This window comes from Nocardia sp. SSK8 (genome assembly GCF_037034205.1).
Classification (GTDB): domain Bacteria; phylum Actinomycetota; class Actinomycetes; order Mycobacteriales; family Mycobacteriaceae; genus Nocardia.
Genome location: NZ_JBAGKD010000015.1, coordinates 135,865 through 158,957, shown reverse-complemented (window position 1 = coordinate 158,957; position 23,093 = coordinate 135,865). Strand labels below are relative to the sequence as shown.

The window sequence follows — 23,093 nt, the reverse complement described above, 5'->3', positions numbered from 1 at the left end:
TTTCGCGATAGGGGACCCAGATCTGGGTCCCCTATCGGCGTTTCTGGGCCTTGTGCTGGGCCCGATATGCCGGGTGGAGGATGCCCCGTCCTCCGTCCGTGGTTGAATTCTTCAGGCGGGGCACCACAACATCTCCCCGGAGGCGGGGAACCTAGAAAGGGATCGCCGTGTCGGAACACAACGACGGACGGAAGCCTTTCCGCCGGGACGGAGACGCCCGCGGTTTCGGCCGACGCGGCGAACCGACCGATCGCCCCCGAGGCGGCCACGGTGACAACCGCGGCGCCGGGCGCGGCGAGGGCGGCGGCTTCCGCCGCAACGATGACAATCGCGGATCCCGCGGCGGCTCCGAAGGTGGCGGGTACCAGGGCCGTAGCGGTTCGAACGACCGAGGCGGCTTCCGGCGCAGCGACGACGACCGGCCCCGCGGCGGTTACCAGAAGCGCGACGATGAGCGCGGCGGTTTCCGGCGTGACAGCGGCGACCGTGGCGGCTACCAGGGCCGTGGCGGTTCCGGTGACCGTGGTGGTTTCCGGCGCGACGACGACCGCTCGCGCGGCAGCTCCGACCGTGGCGGCTTCCGCCGGGACGACTCCCGTGGCGGCTCCGATCGCGGTGGGTTCCGGCGCAACGAAGGTGAAGATCGTTCGCGTGGTGGCTACCAGCGGCGTGACGATGAGCGCGGCGGCTACCAGAAGCGCGATGACGAGCACGGTGGCTTCCGGCGTGACAGCGGCGACCGTGGTGGATACCAGGGCCGTGGCGGCTCGGGCGATCGTGGCAGCTATCAGAAGCGAGGCGACGACGACCGTTCGCGCGGTGGCTCCGATCGCGGTGGTTTCCGCCGTGGTGGTGACGACTCGCGCGGCGGCTCGGACCGCGGTGGGTTCCGGCGCAACGAAGGCGACGACCGTTCGCGTGGCGGCTACCAGCGCCGCGACGAAGGCGACCGTGGCGGTTACCAGAAGCGTGACGATGACCGCGGCGGCTACCAGAAGCGTGGCGACGAGCGCGGTGGCTACCAGAAGCGCGATGACGAGCGCGGCGGTTTCCGTCGCGACAGCGGCGACCGTGGTGGTTACCAGGGCCGTGGCGGCTCGGGCGACCGTGGTGGGTTCCGGCGCGACGACGACCGCTCGCGCGGCAGCTCGGATCGCGGCTCCGATCGTGGCGGTTTCCGACGCGGTGCCGACGACTCGCGCGGCGGTTCGGACCGGGGTGGCTTCCGTCGGAACGAGGGTGACCGTGGCGGTTACCAGCGGCGTGACGATGACCGCGGTGGCTACCGGAAGCGTGATGACGAGCGCGGTGGCTTCCGTCGTGACAGCGGCGACCGTGGTGGTTACCAGGGCCGTGGCGGCTCCGGTGATCGTGGTGGGTACCAGAAGCGGGGCGACGACGATCGTTCGCGCGGTGGGTCCGGTGGCTTCAAGCGTGGCGAGAAGTCCGGTGGTTACCAACGGCGCGACGAGAACGCGCGCGGCGGCTTCAAGCGTGGCGGGGATCCCGGCCGGACCGAGTACATCGGCGAGGACGGCGCTCCGCTGGACGGCACCTACCGGGAGAAGCGGCGCGAACGCGAAGGCGATGTGCTGGGCGTGATCTCGAGCGGCGCCGACGATCAGCCCACCGGCGACACCGTCTCGGCGGCCGATGAGCACGCCGACCAGGCCGCGTCCACTGTGCAGTCCGATGCGGACAACGCGACCCGGAGCGCCGACACGACAGAGTCGGAGAAGGCCCGCGCCCGTCGCGACTCCGACCGGTCCGCCGACGATCGCGCCGCATCGACCGACGATGACGGTGCCGACCGCTCGGCTGACGAAGACGAGGAAGCGGTCGGCGGCCGCTCCGCGCGCTCGGGGGATACTCGGGCCGATCGTTCGGACGAGTCGCGGAACGCGGCTGCCGAGGACGACGTCCGTGCCGATCGCGGGGCCGCGGCGGAGGACGATCGTGCTCATCGCGTGGATGACGAGCGCGGCGAGACATCGGAGGAGGGCGGTGCTCGCGGCCGCTGGCCGGACGACCGCCGCGAGGGTTCCGATCGTGATCGCGGATCGCACTCCGAGGGCTATGAGCGCGAGGATCGCCGCCGTGGTGGCGAAGGCGCGCGCACGGCGGGCGGCAGGCCCACCGACCGGCGCAACGCGCGGCCGGACGAGCCCGATCTGCCCGAGGACGTGCAGGCGTCCGATCTGGATCCGGCGGTACGCCGCGATCTGCTGAGCCTGGACAAGAACAATGCCGAGACCGTCGCCCGGCACATGGTGATGGCCGTCGAGCTGCTCGAGGACGACCCGCGGCTGGCCCTGGCGCACGCGCGGGCCGCGCGGCAGCGGGCGGGCCGGATCGCGGTGGTGCGCGAGACCGCCGGTGTGGTGGCCTACCACGCCGAGGAATGGGCCGAGGCGCTCTCGGAGCTGCGGACCGCGCGACGGATGTCGGGTGGTTCGGGGCTGCTGGCCGTGATGGCCGACTGCGAACGCGGTCTGGGCCGTCCGGAGCGGGCCATCGAGCTCGGCCGCAGCGAGGAAGCGCAGCGGCTCAGCGGTGACGAGGCCGCCGAGCTGCGCATCGTGGTCGCCGGGGCGCGCATGGACCTGGGTCAGTTCGACCAGGCCGTGGTGACCCTGCAGACCCCGGATCTCGACCCCGCGCGCACCGGCTCGGCGGCGGCCCGGCTGTTCTACGCCTACGCCGACGCCCTGGTGGCGGCGGGCCGCACCGAAGACGGCCTGCAGTGGTTCCTCAACGCGGCCGCGGCCGACGAGGACGGCGAAACCGACGCCGAGGAGCGCGCCGCCGAACTCACCGGCGGCGCCTGACACATCGCTGGATCACCGGCCGCAGTCCGGCCCCCTGGACCGCCGGAGGATCGGACTGCGGCCGCTCCGCGTCCGGTCCTCACCCGGTCGTGCGCGTTCCGGCCACTCTGTGCCGCGGCGTGTTCCTGTCACTACGGATGCGCGGTCTTCGGTCGCTGCCGTCGGCGTGGTGCTGGGTGAGGTGGTGTGCTCGGCACGCCGGAGGTGGTGTGTGGTGTGCGGGCGTGGCACGTGAGGTGGGTCACCCGCGGTGGCCGAACCTCGCGCACCCGGCACCGAGCGCCCGGCCCATGCTCGATCATGAAGAGGGCGAGGGCGATTCGACAGTGGCGCGAGCCGGAAAGGTGTCGGTGGCCTCGCCTAGGGTCGCAGACGTACTGGGCCCGGCAGCGACGACGGAGTGAGGGTGTGTGAACCGGCTACGCGATCGATATGACGCTCTGCTGCTCGATCTGGACGGCACGCTGTACCGCGGGCCCGACGTGATCGTCGGCGCGCCCGAAGCGCTCGTCCCGGACGGGAATTCGGCCCAGCGGCTGATCTATGTGACCAACAACGCCTCTCGTGGTCCCGGCGCGGTGGCCGGTCATCTCGTGGAGCTGGGCTATCCGGCCACGGCCGACGATGTGGTGACCAGCGCGCAGGCCGCGGCGGGCATGCTCGCCGAGCGGCTGGAGCAGGGCACCCCGGTGCTCGTGGTCGGCACCGAGGACCTGGCCGCGGAGGTCAAGGCCGTGGGGCTGGTCCCCGTCCGCTCCTTCACCGACACGCCACCCGCCGCGGTCGTGCAGGGCCATTCGCCCACGACCGCGTGGCCCGACCTCGCCGAAGCCGCCTACGCCCTGCGCGCGGGTGCGCTCTGGATCGCCAGCAACGCCGACCGCACCCTGCCCAACGAGCGCGGCCTCGCCCCGGGCAATGGCGCCATGGTCGCGGCCCTGCGCGCCGCCACCGACCGCGAGCCCCTGGTGGCGGGTAAACCGTACGCGCCGCTGATGCGCGACGCGCTGACCCGCTCGGGCGCCCACACGCCGCTGGTGGTGGGCGACCGGCTCGACACCGACATCGAAGGCGCGCACGGCCTCGGCCTGGACTCGCTGCTCGTGCTGACCGGCGTCAGCACCCTCGACGAGGTGGGCGGCGCGCCACCGGAGCGGATCCCGACCTATCTCGCCGCCTCGCTCGACGCCCTCAACACCGAACCGCTCGCGGAGTCCGTCGCGCCGTCCGCCGTCGCGGAACTGTTGCGACAGCACCCCGACCGGGCCGTACGCGTGCGCGCGGCCGATCCGGAAATCCGATAGCGTTGACCCCACGATGAGTACTCCGAGTTCACCGCCGACCGGCGCGTCGCAGCCACCCCGTCCCGGCATTCCGCTGCCGGGCGCTCACCTGGCGAGCCAGGAACCGGCCGACCCGAACCGGATCAGGACCGAGGTCGACGCGCTGCTCGCCGAGCTGGGTCCCCGCCCCGCCGCGGGTCCCGCGGAGAGTACCGAGACCGGGGCCGACATCACCCGCCGCGCGCGCATCCTCGAGCAGGCGCACGACGTGCTGGTGGACGCGCTGGCGACAGTGGACAAGATCTGAGGTGGCCAGGCGAGCGCGTGTGGACGCCGAACTGGTTCGCCGCGGATTGGCGCGATCGCGAGAACACGCGGTCGAGCTGATCGGCGCGGGCCGCGTCCTGATTGCCGGAACCGTCGCGGTGAAACCCGCGACGGCCGTGGAGGCCAACACCCCGCTGATCGTGCGGGAGGAACCCGACGAGGTGTCGTGGGCCTCGCGCGGCGCGCACAAGCTGCTCGGCGCGCTCGAGGCGTTCGAACCGCAGGGCGTGAGCGTCGCGGGGAAGCGGTGCCTGGACGCCGGGGCCTCGACCGGTGGGTTCACCGATGTGCTGCTCGAGCGTGGGGCGCGTGAGGTGGCCGCCGTCGATGTCGGCTACGGCCAGCTGATCTGGCGGTTGCAGAACGACGACCGAGTGCAGGTGTTCGACCGCACCAACGTGCGCAACATCACCCCCGAGATCATCGGCGGCACAGTCGAACTCGTCGTCGGTGACCTCTCGTTCATCTCGCTGGGCCTGGTACTGCCCGCGCTGGCGGCCTGCGCGGCCGAGGGCGCCGATCTGCTGCCGATGGTCAAGCCGCAGTTCGAGGTCGGCAAGGAGCGGGTCGGCGCGGGCGGGGTGGTGCGTGATCCGGCACTGCGCGCCGAGGTGGTGTGCGAGGTCGCCGCCGCGGCGGCCGCGCTGGGGTTGCGCACCCAGGGTGTGGTCGCCAGCCCGCTGCCGGGGCCCTCGGGCAATGTCGAGTATTTCCTGTGGTTGCGCAAGGTCGGCCCGTTCGACTACGCCGCCGAACAGGTGGCCGCGCTGGTCGCGAAGGCCGTCGAGGAGGGTCCGCAGTGAGCACGCACGCCGGCGATCGGGAGATCCTGCTCGTCGCCCATCCGGGCCGCGCGGAGATCATCGAGACCGCGCACCGGGTGGCCAAGATCTTCGCCGCGGCCGGGATCTGCCTGCGGGTACTGGCCGACGAGGCCGACAGCACCCGCTTCGAGAACGAACCCGCCGGTTACCCGGTGCGGGTGGTGCCACACAGCCCGTCGGCCGCCCAGGGCTGCGAGATGGTGCTCGCGCTCGGTGGTGACGGCACGTTCCTACGGGCCGCCGAACTGGGCAGGCCGACCGGGGTGCCGGTGCTCGGGATCAATCTGGGGCGCATCGGTTTTCTCACCGAGGCGGAGGCCGAACACCTCGACGAGGCGCTCGCACAGGTGGTCGACCGGGACTACCGGGTCGAGGACCGGATGACCATCGACGTCACCGTCCGGGTCGAGGACGTGGTGGTCGAACGCGGCTGGGCGCTCAACGAGGCCAGCATCGAGAACGCCCAGCGCATGGGCGTGCTCGAGGTGGTGCTCGAGGTCGACGGCAGGCCGGTCTCGGCGTTCGGCTGCGACGGCATCCTCATCTCCACGCCCACCGGGTCGACCGCCTACGCGTTCTCGGCGGGCGGTCCGGTGGTGTGGCCGGAACTCGAGGCCATGCTGGTGATTCCCAGCAACGCGCACGCGCTGTTCGCCCGGCCGCTGGTGACCAGCCCGGAATCGCTGATCGCGGTGGAGGCCGTGGTGACCGGGCACGACGCGATCGTGTTCCTCGATGGCAGGCGCACGCTGGCGCTGCCGCGCGGCGGGCGCGCCGAAGTGGTGCGTGGCGACCGGCCGGTGCGGTGGGTGCGGCTGGATTCCGCGCCCTTCGCCGACCGGATGGTGCGCAAGTTCCAGCTGCCGGTGACGGGCTGGCGGGGCAGAAAGGACACCGATGCTGACCGAGATCAGAATTGACGGACTCGGCGTCATCTCGACGGCCACCGCGCAGTTCCACGCGGGACTGACCGTGCTGACCGGCGAGACCGGCGCGGGCAAGACGATGGTGGTCACCAGCCTGCACCTGCTCAGCGGGGCACGCGCGGACGCGGGCCGGGTGCGCCTGGGCGCGGCCAAAGCCGTAGTCGAGGGCCGGTTCGTGGTCGACGACGTCAACGAGGCGGCGCGCGCGGCGGTGCACGAGGTCCTGGAATCGGCGGCCGCCGAGGCCGACGAGGACGGCAGCGTGATCGCGGTGCGCACCGTCAACAGCGACGGGCGCTCACGCGCGCACCTGGGCGGGCGCGGGGTGCCCGCGGCGGTACTCGGGGAGTTCACCTCGCGGCTGCTGACCGTGCACGGCCAGAACGACCAGCTGCGCCTGCAACGTCCCGAACAGCAGCTCGCCGCGCTGGACCAGTTCGCCGGTGACGGTGTCGCCGGGCTGCTGCGCAAATATCAGGTGCACCGCCGGACCTGGCTGGACGCGCGCGCCGAACTGCTCGAACGCACCGCCCGCGGCCGGGAACTGGCGCTCGAGGCCGACCGGCTCAAGCATTCACTGGCCGAGATCGACGGCATCGCCCCGGAACCCGGCGAGGACGAGCGCCTCGTCGCCGAGATCCGCAGGCTCAGTGATCTGGACTCGCTGCGCGAGGCCGCGGTCGCCGCGCACGAGGCACTGTCCGGCCCGGGGGAGGAGCCCGTCGACGGCGGGGGCGTCCTCGACCTGCTCGGCGGTGCCAGGGCCCGGCTGGATTCGGCCGACGATCCCGCCCTGACCGCGCTCGCACCGCGCCTGGGCGAGGCGATCGCCGTGGTCGTCGACGTGACCACCGAGATCAGCGGTTACCTCTCCGAACTGCCCTCGGATCCCGGGGCGCTGGACTCGATGCTCACCCGGCAGGCCGAACTCAAGTCGCTGACCCGCAAGTACGCCCCCGATATCGACGGCGTGATCGCCTGGGCCGACGAATCCCGCGCGCGCCTGGACTCCCTGGACGTGTCCGAGGACGCGCTGGCCAAGCTGGCGGGCGAGGTGGAGACCGCCGCGGGCAAGGTGCGCGAGACCGCGCGCAAGCTCAGCGCCGCGCGCGCCAAGGCGGCGGGCAAGCTGGCCACCGCGGTGAGTACCGAACTGGGCGGGCTGGCCATGGGCAAGGCCCGGCTGGAAGTCCAGGTGCGGCCGATGCCCGCGGGCGCGCAGGATTCCGCGCCGCTCGAGGTGGACGGTGTCGCGCTGCACGCGGGGGCCACCGGGGTCGACGAGGTGGAGTTCCGGCTCTCGGCGCACTCCGGCGCGCAGTCGCTGCCGCTGAGCAAGAGCGCCTCCGGCGGTGAGCTCTCCCGGGTGATGCTGGCGCTGGAAGTGGTGCTGGCGGGGTCCGATCACGGCGCGACCATGGTCTTCGACGAGGTCGACGCCGGGGTCGGCGGCCGGGCCGCGGTGGAGATCGGCAAGCGGCTGGCCCGGCTGGCGCGTACCCATCAGGTGATCGTGGTAACGCATCTGCCGCAGGTGGCGGCCTTCGCCGACACTCACCTCGTCGTGAACAAGTCCGACGACGGCAAGGGCAAGGTCGACAGCGGCGTGCGCACGCTCACCGACGAGGAACGCGTGGTGGAACTGGCCCGCATGCTCGCGGGTCTCGACGACACCGAGACCGGCCGCGCGCACGCGGAGGAACTGCTCGAGACGGCCAGGGCGGAGCGGACTCCGGCCTGAACCGAGGCCGCCCGCGCGGGGCGCGGGCGGCGGTCGGCGCTACTTCAGGGCTTTGCGGACGCCGCCGAGCAGCTGGTTGGTGAGCTGGCGCAGCCCGAACTCGAGCACCGGCGCGGGCACGGGCAGCGAGGGCTCGGAGTCCATGGTGTAGACCACGCGGGTGCCACCGGAGCTGGTGTCGGCGAAGGTCACGGTGCCGACGTGGCGCTTGACCGGGGCACCCTTGACGATCTTGTACTCCATCCGCTCACCGGGGACCAGCGCGGTGGTCTCCTCGGTGACGACGACCTTGCCCAGGCCGAGCGAGTACTGCGCGCCGACGCCGGTGGCCGGGTCGCCCTGCTTGACCAGCTTGACCGTGACCGGCAGGTACGGGCTGACGCTCTCGCGCTCGGTGAAAAGGCGGTAGACGATATCGCGGGGGGCGTCGAAAACCGTCTCGACGGTGCTGCGGGGCATGGATGTCTCCTGTCCGGATTGTCTGTGACCCGCAGCATACGGGTATTCAGGCGGCCCGTTCCGACCTGGCCGCCATGGTGTCGAAGAACCAGTGGTACTTGGTGTTGTGGAACGCGGCGAACCGCCAGCTGCCCGCCTGGCGCACCGCCACGTAGACGTAGTCCTTGGTGTTGCGCCGGTTCCGGGTCTGCTTGCCCTTGAGCAGCGCGCCCCGGCCGTCGACCACCGCGACATCGGGGGTCAGGAACCGCAGCCGGGTGATCTCGCCGTCGAGGCGCGAGTTCTTCAGGTACGAGGTGAACAGCGCGGCGTGTGAGGACTCGATGGCGGCCCGGCCGGTGTAGTGGCGGCCGAACCAGGTGACGTATTCGGCGTCGTCGGTGAAGGTCGCGGCGAAGGCGCGCGCGTCCCCGGCGTCCCAGGCGGCGGTATTGGCGGCGAACAGCGCGCGCACGGCCTGCTCGTCGGCACGGGTCTCGGTCATCATCGTGGCTCCCGAATCTAGGATCGAACGGTCAGAAGTCGATCGGGTGAGTATCTGTTTCGGTAATAATCTTACCTAGGAAGATAATCACCGAGAGAGCGGAAGGTGTCAAGGGATGTCTGAGAAGAGGGCCGCGCTCGCGGCCGCGCTGACGGTGGCCGCGCAGCGCAGCGCGACCGACGGCGTGATGCTGCACCAGGCCGTCGCCGACAAGCTCGGCCTGCACGTCACCGATCTGCGGTGCCTGAACATGCTGCGCCTGGGTGGCCCGGCCACGGCGGGGGAGCTCGCCGCGCAGACCGCGCTGTCCACCGGGGCGGTGACGAAGATGGTCGACCGGCTGCTCGCGGCCGGATATGTGCGCCGCGAACACGATGTCGCGGATCGGCGGCGGGTGATCGTCAGCGCGATCCCGGACAGGATCGACGAGATCGCCCCGCACTACGAGCTGCTCGCCCGCAGCTTCGCCACCGCCCTCGATGACTACTCCGACGCGCAGCTCGAGCTGGTTCTCGACCTGTTCGAGCGGCTGCACGCGACCTCGCTGGAGGTGGCGGCGGCCCTGCGCGAGGAGGGCTGACTCGGCGCGCCTCCACCAAAGGTTGAGGGTTTGCGCTCATCATCGGCCCATGAGGATGCCGGCGCTGTTGTCGAGGAATACCGAAACGCTGCCCGGTGTCACCGGGATCGCCCGGGTGGACCGGAACACCCGGCGGCTGTTGCGCCGGGTCGGACCCGGGGACGTGGTCGTCCTCGACGAGACCGACCTGGACCGCCATACCGCCGACCGGCTGGTCGAGGCCGGGGTGGTCGCGGTGATCAACACCTCGCCCTCGATCTCCGGCCGCTATCCCAACCTGGGCCCGGAAGTGCTGGTGGCCAATGGGATCGTGCTGATGGACACCGTGTCCTCCGACGCGTTCGGCAAGATCAAGGACGGCACCAAGATCCGGATCGACGCCGGTATCGTCTACGCCGACAAGCTGACGAAGAAGGAACCCGAGGTCCTCGTGGAGGGCATCGAGTTCGACGAGTCGGCCATCGCCGACAAGATGATCGAGGCCCGCAACGGCCTGGCCGATCACCTCGACGCCTTCGCGGGCAACACCACCGAATTCGTCCGCACCGAGAGCGCGCTGCTCATCGACGGCATCGGCGTGCCCGATATCGAGCTGGAGCTGCGTGGCAGGCACGTCGTGGTGATCGCCGACGGCCCGGGGCATCTCGAGGAGTTGCAGCGGCTCAAGCCGTTCATCAAGGAGTACGCGCCGATCCTGATCGGTGTCGGCCGTGGCGCCGACACCCTGCGCAAGCAGAAGTACACCCCGGATCTGATCGTGGGCGAGCCCGACGAGATCAGCACCGAGACGCTGCGCTGCGGCGCCGAGATGATCCTGCCCGCCGACACCGACGGGCACGCCAGGGGCCTCGAGCGCATCCAGGACCTCGGGATCGGCGCCACCACCTTCCCGTCCTCGGGGGCACCGGCGGATCTGGCGCTGATGCTGGCCGATCACCACGGGGCCTCGCTGATCGTGCTGGCCGGGGCGCCCGCCTCGCTGGAGGACTTCTTCGATCGCGGCCGCCGCGACAGCAATCCGGCCACCTTCCTCACCCGGCTGAAGGTCGGGGCCAAACTGGTCGACGCCAATGCCGTCGCGACGCTGTACCGGCAGCGCTCCTCCGGGGCGGCGCTGGCGCTGGTGGTGCTGGCCGCGCTGGTGGCCGTCGTGGTGGTGATCCTGGCCTCGCGCAACGGCTCCCAAGTGCTGGACTGGGGGATCGCGTACTGGGATCGCTTCGTGCTGTGGGTGCGGGGGTTGCGGTGATCTCGATGCGCCAGCACGCCATCTCGATCGCGGCGATCTTCCTCGCGCTGGCGATCGGGGTGGTGCTCGGCTCGCAGACCCTGGCCGCGGATCTGGTGTCGGGGTTGCGGTCGGACCGCGGTGACCTGCGCGGCCAGGTCGACGCGCTGACCGCGCAGAACGAGCAGCTCACCGCCCGGCTCGACACCGCCGACCGGTTCGTGGCCGGGTCGGCCGCCCGCATCCTCGGCGGCACTCTGGCCGAGCGCAGTGTGCTGGTGTTCAGCACCCCGGACGCCGATCCCGCCGACATCGACGGCGTCAGCCGCGCGCTCGAGACCGCGGGCGCCGCGGTGACCGGCCGGATCGCGCTCACCGAGGCCTTCACCGATACCGGCGAGGGCGATCGGATGCGCTCGGCGCTGACGAACATCGTCCCCGCGGGCGCCCAGCTGCACACCGGCGCCGTCGACCAGGGCAGCATGGCCGGGGACCTGCTCGGCCTCACCTTGCTGCTCGACCCGGCGACCAACCAGCCCCGCAGCACCCCCCAGGAACTCGCGCTGGCCCTGGAGACCCTGCGCGGCGGCGGCTTCCTCGCCTACGGTGACGCCCCCGTGCGACCCGCGCAACTGGCCGTGGTGGTCACCGGCAATGGTGTTGTTTCCGACACCGGCCAGGGCGCGACTATCGCCCGATTCACCGGTGCGGTCCGTGCCCGCGCGGTGGGAGCTGTGCTGACCGGCCGGGCGGGCGCCGCCGAGGGCAACGGCGCGATCGCGTTCGTCCGCGCCCAGGCCCCGCTGTCCACCACGGTCACCACCGTCGACAACGCCGACCGCGAAATCGGCCGCGTGACAACGGCTCTCGCCTTCACCGAACAGCTCACCGGCGGCGCGGGCCGCTACGGCACCACCCCGACCGCGACCTCGTTCACCCTGGTCGCCATGCCCGGCTGATCCCGCTTCCCCGGCGGAAAGGCACCGGCGGCTCACGGGGCACTCCCGGCCCGCCTGATCCCCGACACACCCCTGCGAAAACGGCACGCTGAATTCCCACGGTGGCGGTACTGCTAGGCTGGAGTTCCGTGGGTCAAACACGGAATCAGGCTCGAAATGCCACCAAGCACATCTTCGTGAGCGGTGGTGTCGCCTCCTCGTTGGGTAAGGGTCTCACCGCCTCCAGCCTCGGTCAGTTGTTGACCGCGCGCGGGATGCGGGTGACGATGCAGAAGCTCGACCCGTATCTGAACGTCGATCCGGGCACCATGAATCCGTTCCAGCACGGCGAGGTGTTCGTCACCGAGGACGGCGCCGAGACCGACCTCGACGTCGGCCACTACGAACGCTTCCTGGATCGCGATCTGTCCAAGGACGCCAACGTCACCACCGGTCAGATCTATTCGACGGTCATCGCCAAGGAGCGTCGCGGCGAGTACCTCGGCGACACCGTCCAGGTCATTCCGCACATCACCGACGAGATCAAGAACCGCATCATGGCGATGCAGGGTCCCGATCTCGAGGGCCAGGTGCCGGATGTGGTGATCACCGAGATCGGCGGCACCGTCGGTGACATCGAATCCCAGCCGTTCCTCGAGGCGGCGCGCCAGATCCGCCACGACGTGGGCCGCGACAATGTGTTCTTCCTGCACGTGTCGCTGGTGCCGTATCTGGCGCCCTCGGGCGAGCTCAAGACCAAGCCGACCCAGCACTCCGTCGCCGCGCTGCGCAATATCGGTATCCAGCCCGACGCGCTGATCCTGCGCTGCGACCGCGAGGTGCCGCAGGGGCTCAAGAACAAGATCGCGCTGATGTGCGACGTCGACGTGGAGGCCTGCATCTCCACCCCGGACGCGCCGTCGATCTACGACATCCCGAAGGTGCTGCACAGCGAGGGCCTCGACGCCTACGTGGTGCGCAAGCTCGGCCTGCCGTTCCGCGATGTGGACTGGACCGTGTGGGGCGACCTGCTCGACCGCGTGCACTCCCCGCGCGAGACCGTCGAGGTGGCGCTGGTCGGCAAGTACGTCGACCTGCCGGACGCCTACCTGTCGGTGACCGAGGCGCTGCGCGCCGGTGGCTTCGCGCACCGCGCCAAGGTGAACATCCGCTGGGTGCCCTCGGACGAGTGCGAGACCGAGGCCGGTGCGCAGGCCGCGCTTCGCGACGTCGACGCCGTGCTGATCCCCGGTGGGTTCGGCATCCGCGGCATCGAGGGCAAGCTCGGCGCCATCCGCTACGCGCGGCACCGGGGCATTCCGCTGCTGGGTCTGTGTCTGGGCCTGCAGTGCGTGGTCATCGAGGCGGCGCGCTCGGTGGGCATCGAGGACGCCAACTCGGCGGAGTTCGAGCCCGAGACGAAGAACCCGGTCATCTCGACCATGGCCGACCAGGAAGACGTCGTCGCCGGTGCGGCCGACCTGGGCGGCACCATGCGCCTGGGCGCCTACCCGGCTACCCTGCAAAAGGGCTCGGTGGTCGCGCAGGCCTACGGCTCCGAGCAGGTCTCCGAGCGGCACCGGCACCGGTTCGAGGTGAACAACGCCTACCGCGACGCCATCGCCAAGAGCGGTCTGGTGTTCTCGGGCACCTCGCCCGACGGGCACCTGGTGGAGTTCGTGGAGTACCCGGCCTCGGTGCACCCGTTCTTCGTCGCCACCCAGGCGCACCCGGAACTCAAGAGCCGCCCGACCCGCCCGCATCCGCTGTTCGCGGCGCTGATCAACGCGGCCTTGAAATACAAACTGGCCGAACGCCTTCCCGTAGACTTTCCCGAGGAAGAGCTCGCGGAGCAGGCCGCGGAACTCTGAGAGAAGCTGAGGTTCATGAGCGCGCCCGGTAGTCACGAGTTCGAGACGGTGTCGAGCCGGGTGCTCTACAGCGGCGCGATCCTGGCTTTGCGTCAGGATCAGGTCGCGATGCCGGGTGGGCGGATCGCCGAACGTGAGGTCATCGAGCATCACGGTGCCGTCGCGGTGCTGGCGCTCGACGACAACGGCGAGATCGTGCTGATCCGCCAGTACCGGCATCCGCTGGGCACCCGGCTGCTCGAGCTGCCCGCCGGGCTGCTCGACATCGACGGCGAGGACCCGCTCACCGCGGCCCGGCGCGAGCTGGCCGAGGAGACGGGCCTGGCCGCGGCCGACTGGTCGGTGCTGGTGGATGTGGCGCTCTCGCCCGGGTTCACCGACGAATCGCTGCGGGTGTTCGTCGCCACCGGTCTCACCCCGACCGAGCGGCCCGACCCCGAACACGAGGAAGCCGACCTGGAAACCGTGCGGATGCCGGTGGCCGAGGCCGTGCGCGCCGCGCTGGCGGGGGAGATCGTGAACGCGACCGCCGTGGCCGGGGTGCTGGCCTACGCGGCGGCGAAGGCGAGCGGGGTGGCCTTGCGCCCGGCCGACGCGCCGTGGCCGGGTCAGCCGACGGCCTTCCTGCGGCGCAAGGCCGACGAGGCCCGCGCGACAGCGTCCGGCAGCGACGCGTGACCACGACGTCGGCTCGCGGCGCGACAGGGCGACCTGCCGCCGCGGCCGACGGGGATCGACCGGGCACCCGCCGTGCTCGCGCGTGAAATCGGCGCCTACCTCGACCATCTGACGGTCGAGCGCGGAGTCGCCCGCAACACCCTCGGCGCCTATCGCCGGGATCTGGCCCGCTACCAGGCTTTTCTCGACGGCCGCGGCATCGCGGGTCTGGCCGTCGTCGCCCAGGGCGATGTCGCCGAATTCACCATGGCCCTGCGCTCCGGCGGCGGCGAACATCCGCCGCTGGCCGCGGGATCGGTGGCCAGGGCCCTGATCGCGGTGCGTGGCCTGCATCGCTTCGCCGCCGCCGAGGGCATCACCGACACCGATGTGGCGCACGCGGTGAAACCCCCCGCGCCCGGCCGCAGACTGCCCAAAGCGCTGCCCTACGACCAGGTTCTGCGCCTGCTGGAAGCGGCGGGCGGGGAGGGCGACGACGCTCCCCGTAGCCTGCGGGATCGGGCACTGCTGGAACTGCTGTACTCCACCGGCGCGCGCATCTCGGAGATGGTCGGTCTCGACGTGGACGACATCGACGCCGAACAGCGCTGCGTCGTACTGCGCGGCAAGGGCGGCAAGCAGCGGCTGGTCCCGATCGGCCGCCCCGCCCTGGCCGCCGTCGACGCCTACCTGGTGCGCGGGCGCCCGAGCCTGGCCGCGAGCGGAAAGGGTTCGGCCGGAGCGCTTTTCCTCAACGCGCGCGGCGGCCGGTTGTCCCGGCAGAGCGCCTGGCAGGTCCTGCAGACCGCGGCCGACCGCGCGGGCATCGGCGCCGCCGTCTCCCCGCACACCCTGCGGCACTCCTTCGCCACCCACCTGCTCGACGGCGGCGCCGACGTGCGAGTCGTCCAGGAACTGCTCGGCCACGCCTCGGTGACCACCACCCAGATCTACACCCTGGTGACGGTGAGCACCCTGCGCGAGGTCTGGGCCACCGCGCACCCGCGCGCGCGATGAATCCATCGGCGCAGGTCGGCGCGCAGCGGGTATCGTGCGAACACGCCCGGCGTTGCCATGCCGTACCTCACCGGTCCGAGCGGTAGCGTCTACCCCCAGAGCTGGACCGTACGAAAGCGAGTCCGGGCCCGAATCGGTCTCGCTACCCTCGACAGGGGTTACCGGCAGGAATACGTATAAGGAGCAGCGGATCGTGACGACAGCGGAAACACCGTGGGACGGTGGATCGGACGAGGTCGCCGAGATGGGGCCGACCGGGCGTCCGCTGCGACTGGTGCCCGAGCCCCCGCGGGTACAGCGTCACGGTGACGCACTCGTGGTGGCCATGTGCAACCAGAAGGGCGGGGTCGGCAAGACCACCTCGACGATCAATCTCGGTGCGGCCCTGGCCGAATACGGCCGCCGCGTGCTGCTGGTCGATCTGGACCCGCAGGGCGCGCTCTCGGCCGGGCTCGGCGTGGCGCACCACGACCTCGAACTCACCGTGCACAACCTGCTCATCGGCGGCAAGGCCAAGGTCGACGACGTGCTGCAGACCACCAAGGTCGACGGCATGGATCTCTTACCGAGCAATATCGACCTGTCCGCGGCCGAGATCCAGCTGGTCAACGAGGTCGGGCGCGAGCAGTCGCTGGGCCGGGCGCTGTCCTCGGTGCGCGACCGCTACGACTACATCCTCATCGACTGCCAGCCCTCGCTGGGCCTGCTCACCGTCAACGCGCTGGCCTGCTCCGACGGTGTCATCATTCCGATGGAATGCGAGTACTTCTCGCTGCGCGGCCTCGCGCTGCTCAATGACACCGTCGAGAAGGTGCGCGACCGGCTCAACCCGCGGCTGAGCCTCTACGGCATCGTGGTCACCATGTTCGATGCGCGCCTGCTGCATTCGCGTCAGGTGATGTCGCGCGTGGTCGAGGTGTTCGGCGATCTGGTCTACGACACCGCCATCTCGCGCACCGTGCGCTTCCCCGACGCCAGCGTGGCCGGTGAGCCGATCACCACCTGGTCGCCGAAATCCGCGGGCGCGGAATCGTATCGGGCCATGGCTCGCGAGGTCATCCACCGGTCGGGCCGGTGATCGACGCTTCACCCGCGGTGCCCGCTGTACCCGAAGACCCTGCCCCGACCGGCTTTCAGCTGAAGCTGGCGAATTTCGAGGGGCCGTTCGATCTGCTGCTCACGCTGATCAGTTCGCGCAAACTCGATGTCACCGAAGTGGCGCTGCACCAGGTCACCGACGAATTCATCGCCTACACCAAGGCGCTCACGGCCGAGCTGGCCGAGAACACGAAGCTGCGCGCGGACAAGATCCTCGACCAGACCACGGAGTTCCTGGTGGTCGCGGCGACCCTGCTCGATCTGAAGGCGGCCCGGTTGCTGCCCTCGGGCGAGATGACCGACGCCGACGATCTGGAACTGCTGGACGCGCGCGACCTGCTGTTCGCCCGGTTGCTGCAGTACCGGGCGTTCAAGCAGGTCGCCGAGCTGCTCGGCGAACTAGAGGCCGCCGCCCTGCGCCGGTACCCGCGCTCGGTGGCGCTCGAGGAACAGTTCGAGGGCCTGCTGCCCGAGGTGACCCTCGGCGTCGACATCGCCGCCTTCGCCGAGATCGCCGCGGCCGCCTTCCGGCCCCGCCCGGTCGCCGAGGTGGGCCTGGGCCACCTGCACATGCACACCATCTCGGTGGCCGAACAGGCCGAGCTGGTGCTGGCGCTGCTCAAGGAGCGCGGGCCCGGCGGCTGGACCACCTTCGCCGAGATCGTCGCCGACTGCACGGTCCCGGTCGAGATCGTCGCCCGGTTCCTGGCGCTGCTCGAGCTCTACCGCGGTAAGACCATCGCCTTCGACCAGCCCGATCCGCTCGGCCCGCTGGCCGTGAGCTGGCTGGGCGAGATCGACCCGGATGCCGAGGCGGCGGCGCTGACTTTCGAGGAGGACTACGGGTGATCGGGTCGAGCCCGGAGGCGGCAGCGGAGCGGAACCACGGAGGGCTCCCGATCACCCGAGGAGGAACAGCATGACGGAGACAGTGGTGGAATTCACCTCCGAGCCGCTCGACGACGACGAACTGCGGGCGGCGCTGGAGGCGATGTTGCTCGTCGTCGACGCGCCCGCCCCGGCAGAACAGCTGGCAGCGGCCCTGGACGACAGCACCGAGCGGGTCGAGCAGGTGCTGCGCGCGATGTCGGCCGAGCTGTCCGCGCGGGGCAGCGGGATCGACCTGCGTTTCGTCGGTGACGGGTGGCGCTTCTATACTCGACAGCAGTACGCGCCCTATGTCGAGCGGGTACTGCTCGACGGGGCCCGGACGAAATTGACCCGGGCCGCCTTGGAAACCTTGGCGGTGGTGGCCTATCGCCAGCCGGTGACCCGCACCAGGGTCAGCGCGGTTCGCGGGGTGAACGTCGACGGAGTGATGCGCACGCTGCTGGCCAGGGGCTTGATCGCGGAAGCGGGTCAGGACCCGGAGACCAACGGCACGCTGTATCGCACCACCGAGTTGTTCCTCGAACGGATCGGGCTCGCCTCCCTGGGCGACCTGCCCCCGCTGGCGCCGCTGCTTCCCGGCGTCGATCTGATCGACGAGATCAGCGAGAGCCTGGAGACCGACCCCCGGTTCACCAGGCTGAAAAAACCCGCCGAGTCCGACATGGACCTCGGCACCGACGATTGACAGGACAGATGAATAATTCCGCTCGCCGAGATGGCACACCGGATCGAAGAAATCGCAGCGACCAGCCCCGTAGTGGCGCGAACCGGACCGCGGCTCCCCGCGGCGGCAGTGCGCGCACCGGGCAGGGTGGCTCCCGTGGTGAGGCCCCCGGCCGCCGCGGCACCGGCGCGGGTGGTTTCCAGCGCAGCAGTGACACCGGCCGTCGCGGTACCTTTACCGGCGGATATCAGCGAGAGGGTGACTCGGCGGGCCGCCGTGACGGCCGCGGCGGTTCCGCTGGTGGCAATCATCGTGACGGGGCGCCCGCGCGTCGCGGTTCCGCGGGTGGCTTCCAGCGTGACGACGCCCCGCGCGGTGGGTACCCGCGTGGTGGCGCGGGCGGTCAGCGGGGCGGCGCGCCCCGCGCGGGTGGCACGGCCCGTCCGGCCACCTCGCAGGCGCCCGCCGCACGCAAGAAGACCGCCAAGCCGCAGCGCAAGGTGGTCGCGCCGACCATCCTGAACAACGCCAAGCCCGCGCGGCACCAGCACTCCGACGCCACCGAGGGCCCGAAGAAGCTGCCGTGGGGCGAGGGTGAGCGTCTCCAGAAGGTGCTCGCCAAGGCCGGTGTGGCCTCGCGCCGCGCGGCCGAGGACATGATCGCGGCCGGTCGCGTCGAGGTCGACGGCAAGATCGTGCGCGAGCAGGGCCTGCGGGTGGATCCGCAGAACGCGGTCGTGCGCGTCGACGGCACCCGCGTGGTCGTGCGCGACGAGCTGGTGCACCTGGTGCTGAACAAGCCCAAGGGCTGGCAGTCCACCATGTCCGACGATCTGGGCCGTCCCTGCGTGGGTGACATCGTCGCCGAGCGCATCGCCGCCGGTCAGCGCCTGTTCCACGTCGGTCGCCTGGACGCCGACACCGAGGGTCTGCTGCTGCTGACCAACGACGGCGAGATGGCGCACCGGCTGATGCACCCGTCGTTCGAGGTGCCCAAGACCTACCTGGCCACCGTCAACGGCGAGGTCAACTACCGCCTGGTCAACAAGCGCCTGCGCGACGGCGTCGAGCTCGAGGACGGTCCGGCCAAGGTCGACAAGTTCGTCCTGCTCGAGGCGCACGAGGGCCGGTCGCTGGTCAAGCTCGTGTTGCACGAGGGCCGCAAGCACATCGTGCGTAGGCTGCTCGACGAGGTCGGCCACCCCGTGGTCCGCCTGGTGCGCACGCACCTGGGCCCGGTCGCGCTGGGTGATCAGCGTCCCGGCACGCTGCGGGTGCTCGGCCGCGACGAGATCGGCAAACTCTACGAGGCGGTGCAGCTGTGAACGGAGTGGACCTCCCGGTGGAACTCACCGGCGGCCGGATGGCCGGTGACGGCACGCTCGTCGTCGCGATGGACGGGCCATCGGGCACCGGCAAGTCGAGCGTCTCGCGCAGGCTGGCCACCCGCCTCGACGCTCGCTACCTCGACACCGGCGCCATGTACCGGGTCGCGACCCTGAGCGTGCTGCGCGCGGGCGTCGACCTGGCCGACCCGGCGGCGATCGCCGCCACGGTGGCCGAGCTGCCGCTGTCGATCGGCACCGATCCCGGTCACGAGGTCATCGAGCTCGACGGCGAGGACGTCTCGGCCGAGATCCGCGGCGACGCCGTCACCAAGGCCGTCTCGGCGGTCTCGGCGGTGGCGCAGGTGCGCGAGCAGCTCGTCGCCCTGCAGCGCGAGATCGCCGCGGTCGCCGGGCGGATCGTGGTCGAGGGCCGCGATATCGGCACCGTGGTGCTCACCGGCGCCGACGCCAAGATCTACCTCACCGCCTCCGCGGAGGCGCGCGCCCAGCGGCGCAATGCCCAGAACATCCGCGAGGGCCGCGGCGACGACTACACGGCCGTGCTGGCCGACGTGCAACGCCGCGACACCCTCGACTCCACCCGCACGGTGTCGCCGCTGCGCCCCGCCGCCGACGCGGTGCTCGTCGACACCAGCGACCTGACGATGGACGAGACCATCGACGAGCTCTACCGCGTGGTGGCCCAGCAGCTTTCGGCCACGACAGGAGGGTCGCGATGATCGACGAAGAGGTTCTGGTCGGAGACGGCACCTGGAGCGACGAAACCGACTGGGAGATCGCCGATCTCGACGGTGAGCAGGAGGACGGCGAACATCTCGCCATGCCGACCCTCGCCGTGGTCGGGCGCCCGAACGTGGGCAAGTCGACCCTGGTGAACCGCATTCTCGGCCGCCGCGAAGCCGTCGTGGAGGACATCCCCGGCGTCACCCGCGACCGCATCTCCTACGAGGCGAGCTGGGCCGGGCGCCGATTCCTGGTGCAGGACACCGGCGGTTGGGAACCCGACGCCAAGGGCCTGCAGCAGCACGTCGCCCGCCAGGCCGAGGTCGCCATGGAGACCGCCGACGCGATCCTGCTCGTGGTCGACGCGACCGTCGGCGCCACCGCCACCGACGAGGCCGCGGTGCGCAAGCTGCGCCGCTCCAAGATCCCGGTGATCCTGGTGGCCAACAAGGTCGACGACCAGAAGGTCGAACTCGAGGCGGCCAGCCTGTGGTCGCTGGGTCTGGGTGAGCCGCGCATGGTCTCGGCCGCGCACGGCCGCGGCACCGGCGACCTGCTCGACGACGTGCTCAGCGCCCTGCCGGAAACCCCGCGCGAGGGCACCGGCGTGGCCGGACCGCGGCGCGTGGCCCTGGTCGGCAAGCCGAATGTCGGCAAGTCCAGCCTGCTCAACAAGCTCTCGGGCGACGAGCGTTCGGTGGTCCACGATGTCGCGGGCACCACCGTCGACCCGGTCGACTCGCTGGTCGAGCTCGGCGGCAAGGTGTGGAAGTTCGTCGACACCGCCGGTCTGCGCCGCAAGGTGTCCAATGCCTCGGGCACCGAGTTCTACGCCTCGCTGCGGACGAAGTCGGCGCTGGAAGCCTCCGAGGTGGCGATCATGCTGATCGACGCCTCGGTGCCGATCACCGAGCAGGACCTGCGGGTGATCAGCCTGGTCGCCGAGTCCGGCCGCGCGCTGGTGCTGGCGTTCAACAAGTGGGACCTGGTCGACGAGGACCGCCGCTACATCCTCGAGCGCGAGATCGATCGCGATCTGGTGCGGGTGCCGTGGGCCCAGCGGGTCAATATCTCCGCCCATACCGGCCGCGCGGTGCAGAAGCTGGTGCCGCAGATGGAGACCGCGCTCGAGTCCTGGGACAAGCGCATCTCCACCGGTCGCCTGAACACCTGGCTCAAGGAAGTCATCGCGGCCACCCCGCCGCCGATGCGCGGCGGCCGCCAGCCCCGCGTCCTGTTCGCCACCCAGGCGGGCACGCGCCCGCCGACGTTCGTGCTGTTCACCACCGGTTTTCTGGAGGCGGGCTACCGCCGATTCCTGGAGCGCCGCCTGCGTGAGGAATTCGGCTTCGACGGCTCGCCCGTGCGCATCTCGGTGCGCGTGCGCGAGAAGAAGGACCGCAAGAAGTAGGCGTTATGCCGTCGCGAGCCCCGGGCCCTGTGCCCGGGGCTCGTTCGCGTTTCCGGTGCCCATCACGCGGTCGAGCAGATGGTCGACCAGCGCGGTCGCGCGCGCGGCCAGGCCCGCGTCGGTGAGCATGCCCTGGGCCAGCCCCGCGACGGCGATCAGCGTCACCTCGGCATCGGCGCGCACGATCGACTCGTCGGCCGCGGGCCCGCGCAGGGCGCGCAGCTGGGCGGCGACCGCGTCCACGATGTAGGTGGGGGTCTCGGCGGTGTCCGCGGATTCGAGGTGCGGGCCGGTGAGGGTCGCGGCGTGGAAGATGCCGAGGATCACCGCGTTCTCCCGGCTCGGCTCATCGAGCGGGAGCAGCCCGAGCAGCACCGCGCGCACGATCTCGCGCGGGCCCGCGCCGGGACCGAGCTCGCCCAGCGCCCGATGCAGCCGGGCACCGGCATCGGCGACCACCGCGCGGTGGGTGGCCAGCAGGAACTCGCGCTTGGTGCCGAAGTAGTACTGCACCGACCGCACCGAGACTCCCGCCTCGGCGGCGACGGACTGAAAGGTCGCCGCGTCGAGTCCGCCCCGCGCGATGACCCGCCGGGCGGCACCGGTGATGGCGCCGCGCCGTTCCTCGTGATCGGCCAAGCGTGGCACTGCGGTCTCCTTCTGTCCGGCGAGGTCTTCATGGTACGCCCATATCACTTATGTGGTACGGTCATATCACCAACGAGATTCAGGGGTGGTCATGGCCAAGATCGGGCGATTCAAGAACGACAAGGCGCGCGAGGAGTACCTGCGTGCCTATCGCGCACTCGAGCAGGAGATGCCGGTCCCGTCGACCACGGTCGACATCCCCACGTCCTTCGGCAGCACCCGGGTGCGCACCGCGGGCTCGGGTACGGGGATTCCGATCGTGCTGCTGCATTCGATGGGCGGCAACAGCCTGGCCTGGAACCACGTGATCGAGGACTTCGCGCCCGGGCACGTCGTCCATATGCCCGAGATGATCGGCACACCCGGCCTCAGCGTGCAGACCGCCCCGCTCGACGAGTCCGGGTTCGGTACCTGGCTGGGTGAGGTCCTGGACGGTCTCGGCGCCGATCGGGTGCACCTGGTCGGCTATTCGCAGGGCGCGTGGGAGGCGCTGGTCATCGCCACCACCCAGCAGCGCCGACTGGCCAGCCTGACCGTCATCGAGCCGAGCGGCACGCTCACCAAGATCAAGTGGAGCCTGCTGTGGATGATGATCCGGGTCGGCGCGCGCCCGACCGACAAGAACCTGCGCGCGATGAACGCCCGGATGAATCCTGGCGTCACCCTCAGCGACGCGGAATTCGACGGCGTCAAAGCGGCACTGGGCTACCACCCGTCCATCGGCTATCCGAAGCTGTTCACCGACGAACGCCTGGCCACCATCACCACCCCCACCCTGGTGATGCTCGGCGCCGAATCCCTGGTCGTCGACCCGGTCCTCGCCCAACAGCGCTTGCGCGAGAACCTCCCGCGCTGCGAGGTGGTGATCTTCCCCGGCGAAGGCCACGGCCTGTTCCACGCCATTCCGGAGGCGATCGTCCCCCGCATCCTCGATTTCACCGCCCGCTACGAACCGACCGACGTCCGCCACGGCGACTGACCACAGCGAGCGTCCCCCACCGGGATGTCCGCCCCGCACGATGCGCCGCCGCCGGTCGCCCGCCGCCTGTTCCCCCGGACGCGCCGTCAGCGCAGGTGGTCGGTGCGGGTGCCGTGTTCGTCGAACAGTTCGGCGTAGACGTGTTCGCTGGCGGTCGGCCATCGCCC

General features: G+C 70.9%; 21 protein-coding genes and 2 pseudogenes. 19 read left to right on the top strand and 4 right to left on the bottom strand.

The genetic code is table 11. The annotated features are described in order from the left end of the window. Positions 1-1,964, bottom strand: a pseudogene (locus WA675_RS24380) (hypothetical protein); the annotation flags it as partial. A 3-nt stretch (positions 1,965-1,967) separates the two neighbouring features. Here WA675_RS24380 and WA675_RS24375 point away from each other — a divergent pair. The 6 genes from WA675_RS24375 to recN all read left to right on the top strand — a co-directional run bounded on the left by WA675_RS24375 (position 1,968) and on the right by recN (position 7,929). Then, a complete protein-coding gene (locus WA675_RS24375; protein ID WP_336087502.1) occupies positions 1,968-2,828 on the top strand; it encodes a hypothetical protein in 861 nt (286 codons plus the stop codon). Between the two features lie 410 nt (positions 2,829-3,238). After that, positions 3,239-4,132 carry an HAD-IIA family hydrolase gene (locus WA675_RS24370; RefSeq protein WP_336087500.1) on the top strand — a complete coding sequence of 298 codons (894 nt, stop codon included), beginning with the start codon at positions 3,239-3,241 and terminating at the stop codon, positions 4,130-4,132. A 13-nt stretch (positions 4,133-4,145) separates the two neighbouring features. Beyond that, positions 4,146-4,418 (top strand): hypothetical protein, encoded by a 273-nt coding sequence (locus WA675_RS24365; RefSeq protein WP_336087499.1) that lies wholly within the window; start codon positions 4,146-4,148, stop codon positions 4,416-4,418. A 1-nt stretch (position 4,419) separates the two neighbouring features. Continuing rightward, positions 4,420-5,241 (top strand): TlyA family RNA methyltransferase, encoded by an 822-nt coding sequence (locus WA675_RS24360; RefSeq protein WP_336087498.1) that lies wholly within the window; start codon positions 4,420-4,422, stop codon positions 5,239-5,241. Further along, positions 5,238-6,182, top strand: a complete 945-nt coding sequence (locus WA675_RS24355) for an NAD kinase (RefSeq protein ID WP_336087497.1) — start codon at positions 5,238-5,240, stop codon at positions 6,180-6,182. Before WA675_RS24360 ends, WA675_RS24355 begins: the two co-directional genes overlap by 4 nt. Next, entirely contained in the window at positions 6,160-7,929 is a 1,770-nt protein-coding gene (gene recN / locus WA675_RS24350; protein ID WP_336087495.1) for a DNA repair protein RecN, read from the top strand. The genes WA675_RS24355 and recN overlap by 23 nt, the downstream gene beginning before the upstream one ends. A gap of 39 nt (positions 7,930-7,968) precedes the next feature. Here recN and WA675_RS24345 read toward each other — a convergent pair whose 3' ends face one another. Next, positions 7,969-8,388, bottom strand: a complete 420-nt coding sequence (locus WA675_RS24345) for an SRPBCC family protein (protein WP_336087494.1) — start codon at positions 8,386-8,388, stop codon at positions 7,969-7,971. A gap of 46 nt (positions 8,389-8,434) precedes the next feature. Beyond that, positions 8,435-8,872: an SgcJ/EcaC family oxidoreductase gene (locus tag WA675_RS24340; RefSeq protein ID WP_336087493.1), complete on the bottom strand. Its 438-nt coding sequence runs from the start codon at positions 8,870-8,872 to the stop codon at positions 8,435-8,437. Between the two features lie 115 nt (positions 8,873-8,987). Between WA675_RS24340 and WA675_RS24335 the strand changes: the two genes are divergently transcribed. The 12 genes from WA675_RS24335 (at position 8,988) to der (ending at position 21,299) form a co-directional block, all read left to right on the top strand. Then, the gene (locus WA675_RS24335; protein ID WP_336087492.1) at positions 8,988-9,452 is read left to right on the top strand and encodes a MarR family winged helix-turn-helix transcriptional regulator; all 465 of its coding nucleotides are present in this window, start codon (positions 8,988-8,990) and stop codon (positions 9,450-9,452) included. Positions 9,453-9,501: 49 nt separating this feature from the next. Then, positions 9,502-10,701 carry a putative cytokinetic ring protein SteA gene (gene steA, locus WA675_RS24330; protein ID WP_336087491.1) on the top strand — a complete coding sequence of 400 codons (1,200 nt, stop codon included), beginning with the start codon at positions 9,502-9,504 and terminating at the stop codon, positions 10,699-10,701. Beyond that, on the top strand, positions 10,698-11,639 hold the full coding sequence (locus WA675_RS24325) for a copper transporter (protein WP_336087509.1): 942 nt from the start codon (positions 10,698-10,700) through the stop codon (positions 11,637-11,639). The genes steA and WA675_RS24325 overlap by 4 nt, the downstream gene beginning before the upstream one ends. A 128-nt stretch (positions 11,640-11,767) precedes the next feature. Next, positions 11,768-13,489: a CTP synthase gene (locus tag WA675_RS24320; RefSeq protein WP_336087489.1), complete on the top strand. Its 1,722-nt coding sequence runs from the start codon at positions 11,768-11,770 to the stop codon at positions 13,487-13,489. 15 nt (positions 13,490-13,504) lie between these two features. After that, complete coding sequence (locus tag WA675_RS24315; RefSeq protein WP_336087487.1) at positions 13,505-14,167, top strand: NUDIX hydrolase; 663 nt, start codon at positions 13,505-13,507, stop codon at positions 14,165-14,167. 72 nt (positions 14,168-14,239) lie between these two features. Continuing rightward, a complete protein-coding gene (xerD, locus tag WA675_RS24310) occupies positions 14,240-15,163 on the top strand; it encodes a site-specific tyrosine recombinase XerD (protein WP_336087485.1) in 924 nt (307 codons plus the stop codon). A gap of 244 nt (positions 15,164-15,407) precedes the next feature. Then, on the top strand, positions 15,408-16,241 hold the full coding sequence (locus WA675_RS24305; RefSeq protein ID WP_336087508.1) for a ParA family protein: 834 nt from the start codon (positions 15,408-15,410) through the stop codon (positions 16,239-16,241). Further along, positions 16,238-17,110, top strand: a complete 873-nt coding sequence (locus tag WA675_RS24300; RefSeq protein ID WP_336087483.1) for a segregation and condensation protein A — start codon at positions 16,238-16,240, stop codon at positions 17,108-17,110. Before WA675_RS24305 ends, WA675_RS24300 begins: the two co-directional genes overlap by 4 nt. A gap of 70 nt (positions 17,111-17,180) precedes the next feature. Beyond that, a complete protein-coding gene (gene scpB / locus WA675_RS24295; RefSeq protein ID WP_336087481.1) occupies positions 17,181-17,837 on the top strand; it encodes an SMC-Scp complex subunit ScpB in 657 nt (218 codons plus the stop codon). Positions 17,838-17,845: 8 nt separating this feature from the next. Further along, entirely contained in the window at positions 17,846-19,141 is a 1,296-nt protein-coding gene (locus tag WA675_RS24290) for a pseudouridine synthase (protein WP_336087479.1), read from the top strand. 38 nt (positions 19,142-19,179) lie between these two features. Further along, complete coding sequence (cmk, locus tag WA675_RS24285; RefSeq protein WP_336087507.1) at positions 19,180-19,884, top strand: (d)CMP kinase; 705 nt, start codon at positions 19,180-19,182, stop codon at positions 19,882-19,884. Continuing rightward, on the top strand, positions 19,881-21,299 hold the full coding sequence (gene der / locus WA675_RS24280; RefSeq protein ID WP_336087476.1) for a ribosome biogenesis GTPase Der: 1,419 nt from the start codon (positions 19,881-19,883) through the stop codon (positions 21,297-21,299). Before cmk ends, der begins: the two co-directional genes overlap by 4 nt. A 483-nt stretch (positions 21,300-21,782) precedes the next feature. Here the strand turns inward: der and WA675_RS27450 are convergent. Continuing rightward, positions 21,783-21,947, bottom strand: a pseudogene (locus WA675_RS27450) (TetR family transcriptional regulator); the annotation flags it as partial. Between the two features lie 91 nt (positions 21,948-22,038). Between WA675_RS27450 and WA675_RS24270 the strand changes: the two are divergent. Continuing rightward, positions 22,039-22,926, top strand: coding sequence for an alpha/beta fold hydrolase (locus WA675_RS24270; RefSeq protein ID WP_336087472.1), 888 nt, complete (start codon positions 22,039-22,041; stop codon positions 22,924-22,926). The last annotated feature ends 167 nt before the right edge of the window (positions 22,927-23,093 follow it).

Excerpts from the sequence above, each read along its gene's own strand:
- WA675_RS24365 (WP_336087499.1), top strand. The coding sequence starts at position 4,146 with ATGAGTACTCCGAGTTCACCGCCGACCGGCGCGTCGCAGCCACCCCGT.
- recN (WP_336087495.1), top strand. The coding sequence starts at position 6,160 with ATGCTGACCGAGATCAGAATTGACGGACTCGGCGTCATCTCGACGGCC.
- WA675_RS24345 (WP_336087494.1), bottom strand. The coding sequence starts at position 8,388 with ATGCCCCGCAGCACCGTCGAGACGGTTTTCGACGCCCCCCGCGATATC.
- WA675_RS24340 (WP_336087493.1), bottom strand. The coding sequence starts at position 8,872 with ATGACCGAGACCCGTGCCGACGAGCAGGCCGTGCGCGCGCTGTTCGCC.
- WA675_RS24335 (WP_336087492.1), top strand. The coding sequence starts at position 8,988 with ATGTCTGAGAAGAGGGCCGCGCTCGCGGCCGCGCTGACGGTGGCCGCG.
- steA (WP_336087491.1), top strand. The coding sequence starts at position 9,502 with ATGAGGATGCCGGCGCTGTTGTCGAGGAATACCGAAACGCTGCCCGGT.
- WA675_RS24315 (WP_336087487.1), top strand. The coding sequence starts at position 13,505 with ATGAGCGCGCCCGGTAGTCACGAGTTCGAGACGGTGTCGAGCCGGGTG.
- WA675_RS24305 (WP_336087508.1), top strand. The coding sequence starts at position 15,408 with ATGGGGCCGACCGGGCGTCCGCTGCGACTGGTGCCCGAGCCCCCGCGG.
- scpB (WP_336087481.1), top strand. The coding sequence starts at position 17,181 with ATGACGGAGACAGTGGTGGAATTCACCTCCGAGCCGCTCGACGACGAC.
- WA675_RS24290 (WP_336087479.1), top strand. The coding sequence starts at position 17,846 with ATGAATAATTCCGCTCGCCGAGATGGCACACCGGATCGAAGAAATCGC.
- cmk (WP_336087507.1), top strand. The coding sequence starts at position 19,180 with ATGGCCGGTGACGGCACGCTCGTCGTCGCGATGGACGGGCCATCGGGC.
- der (WP_336087476.1), top strand. The coding sequence starts at position 19,881 with ATGATCGACGAAGAGGTTCTGGTCGGAGACGGCACCTGGAGCGACGAA.
- WA675_RS24270 (WP_336087472.1), top strand. The coding sequence starts at position 22,039 with ATGGCCAAGATCGGGCGATTCAAGAACGACAAGGCGCGCGAGGAGTAC.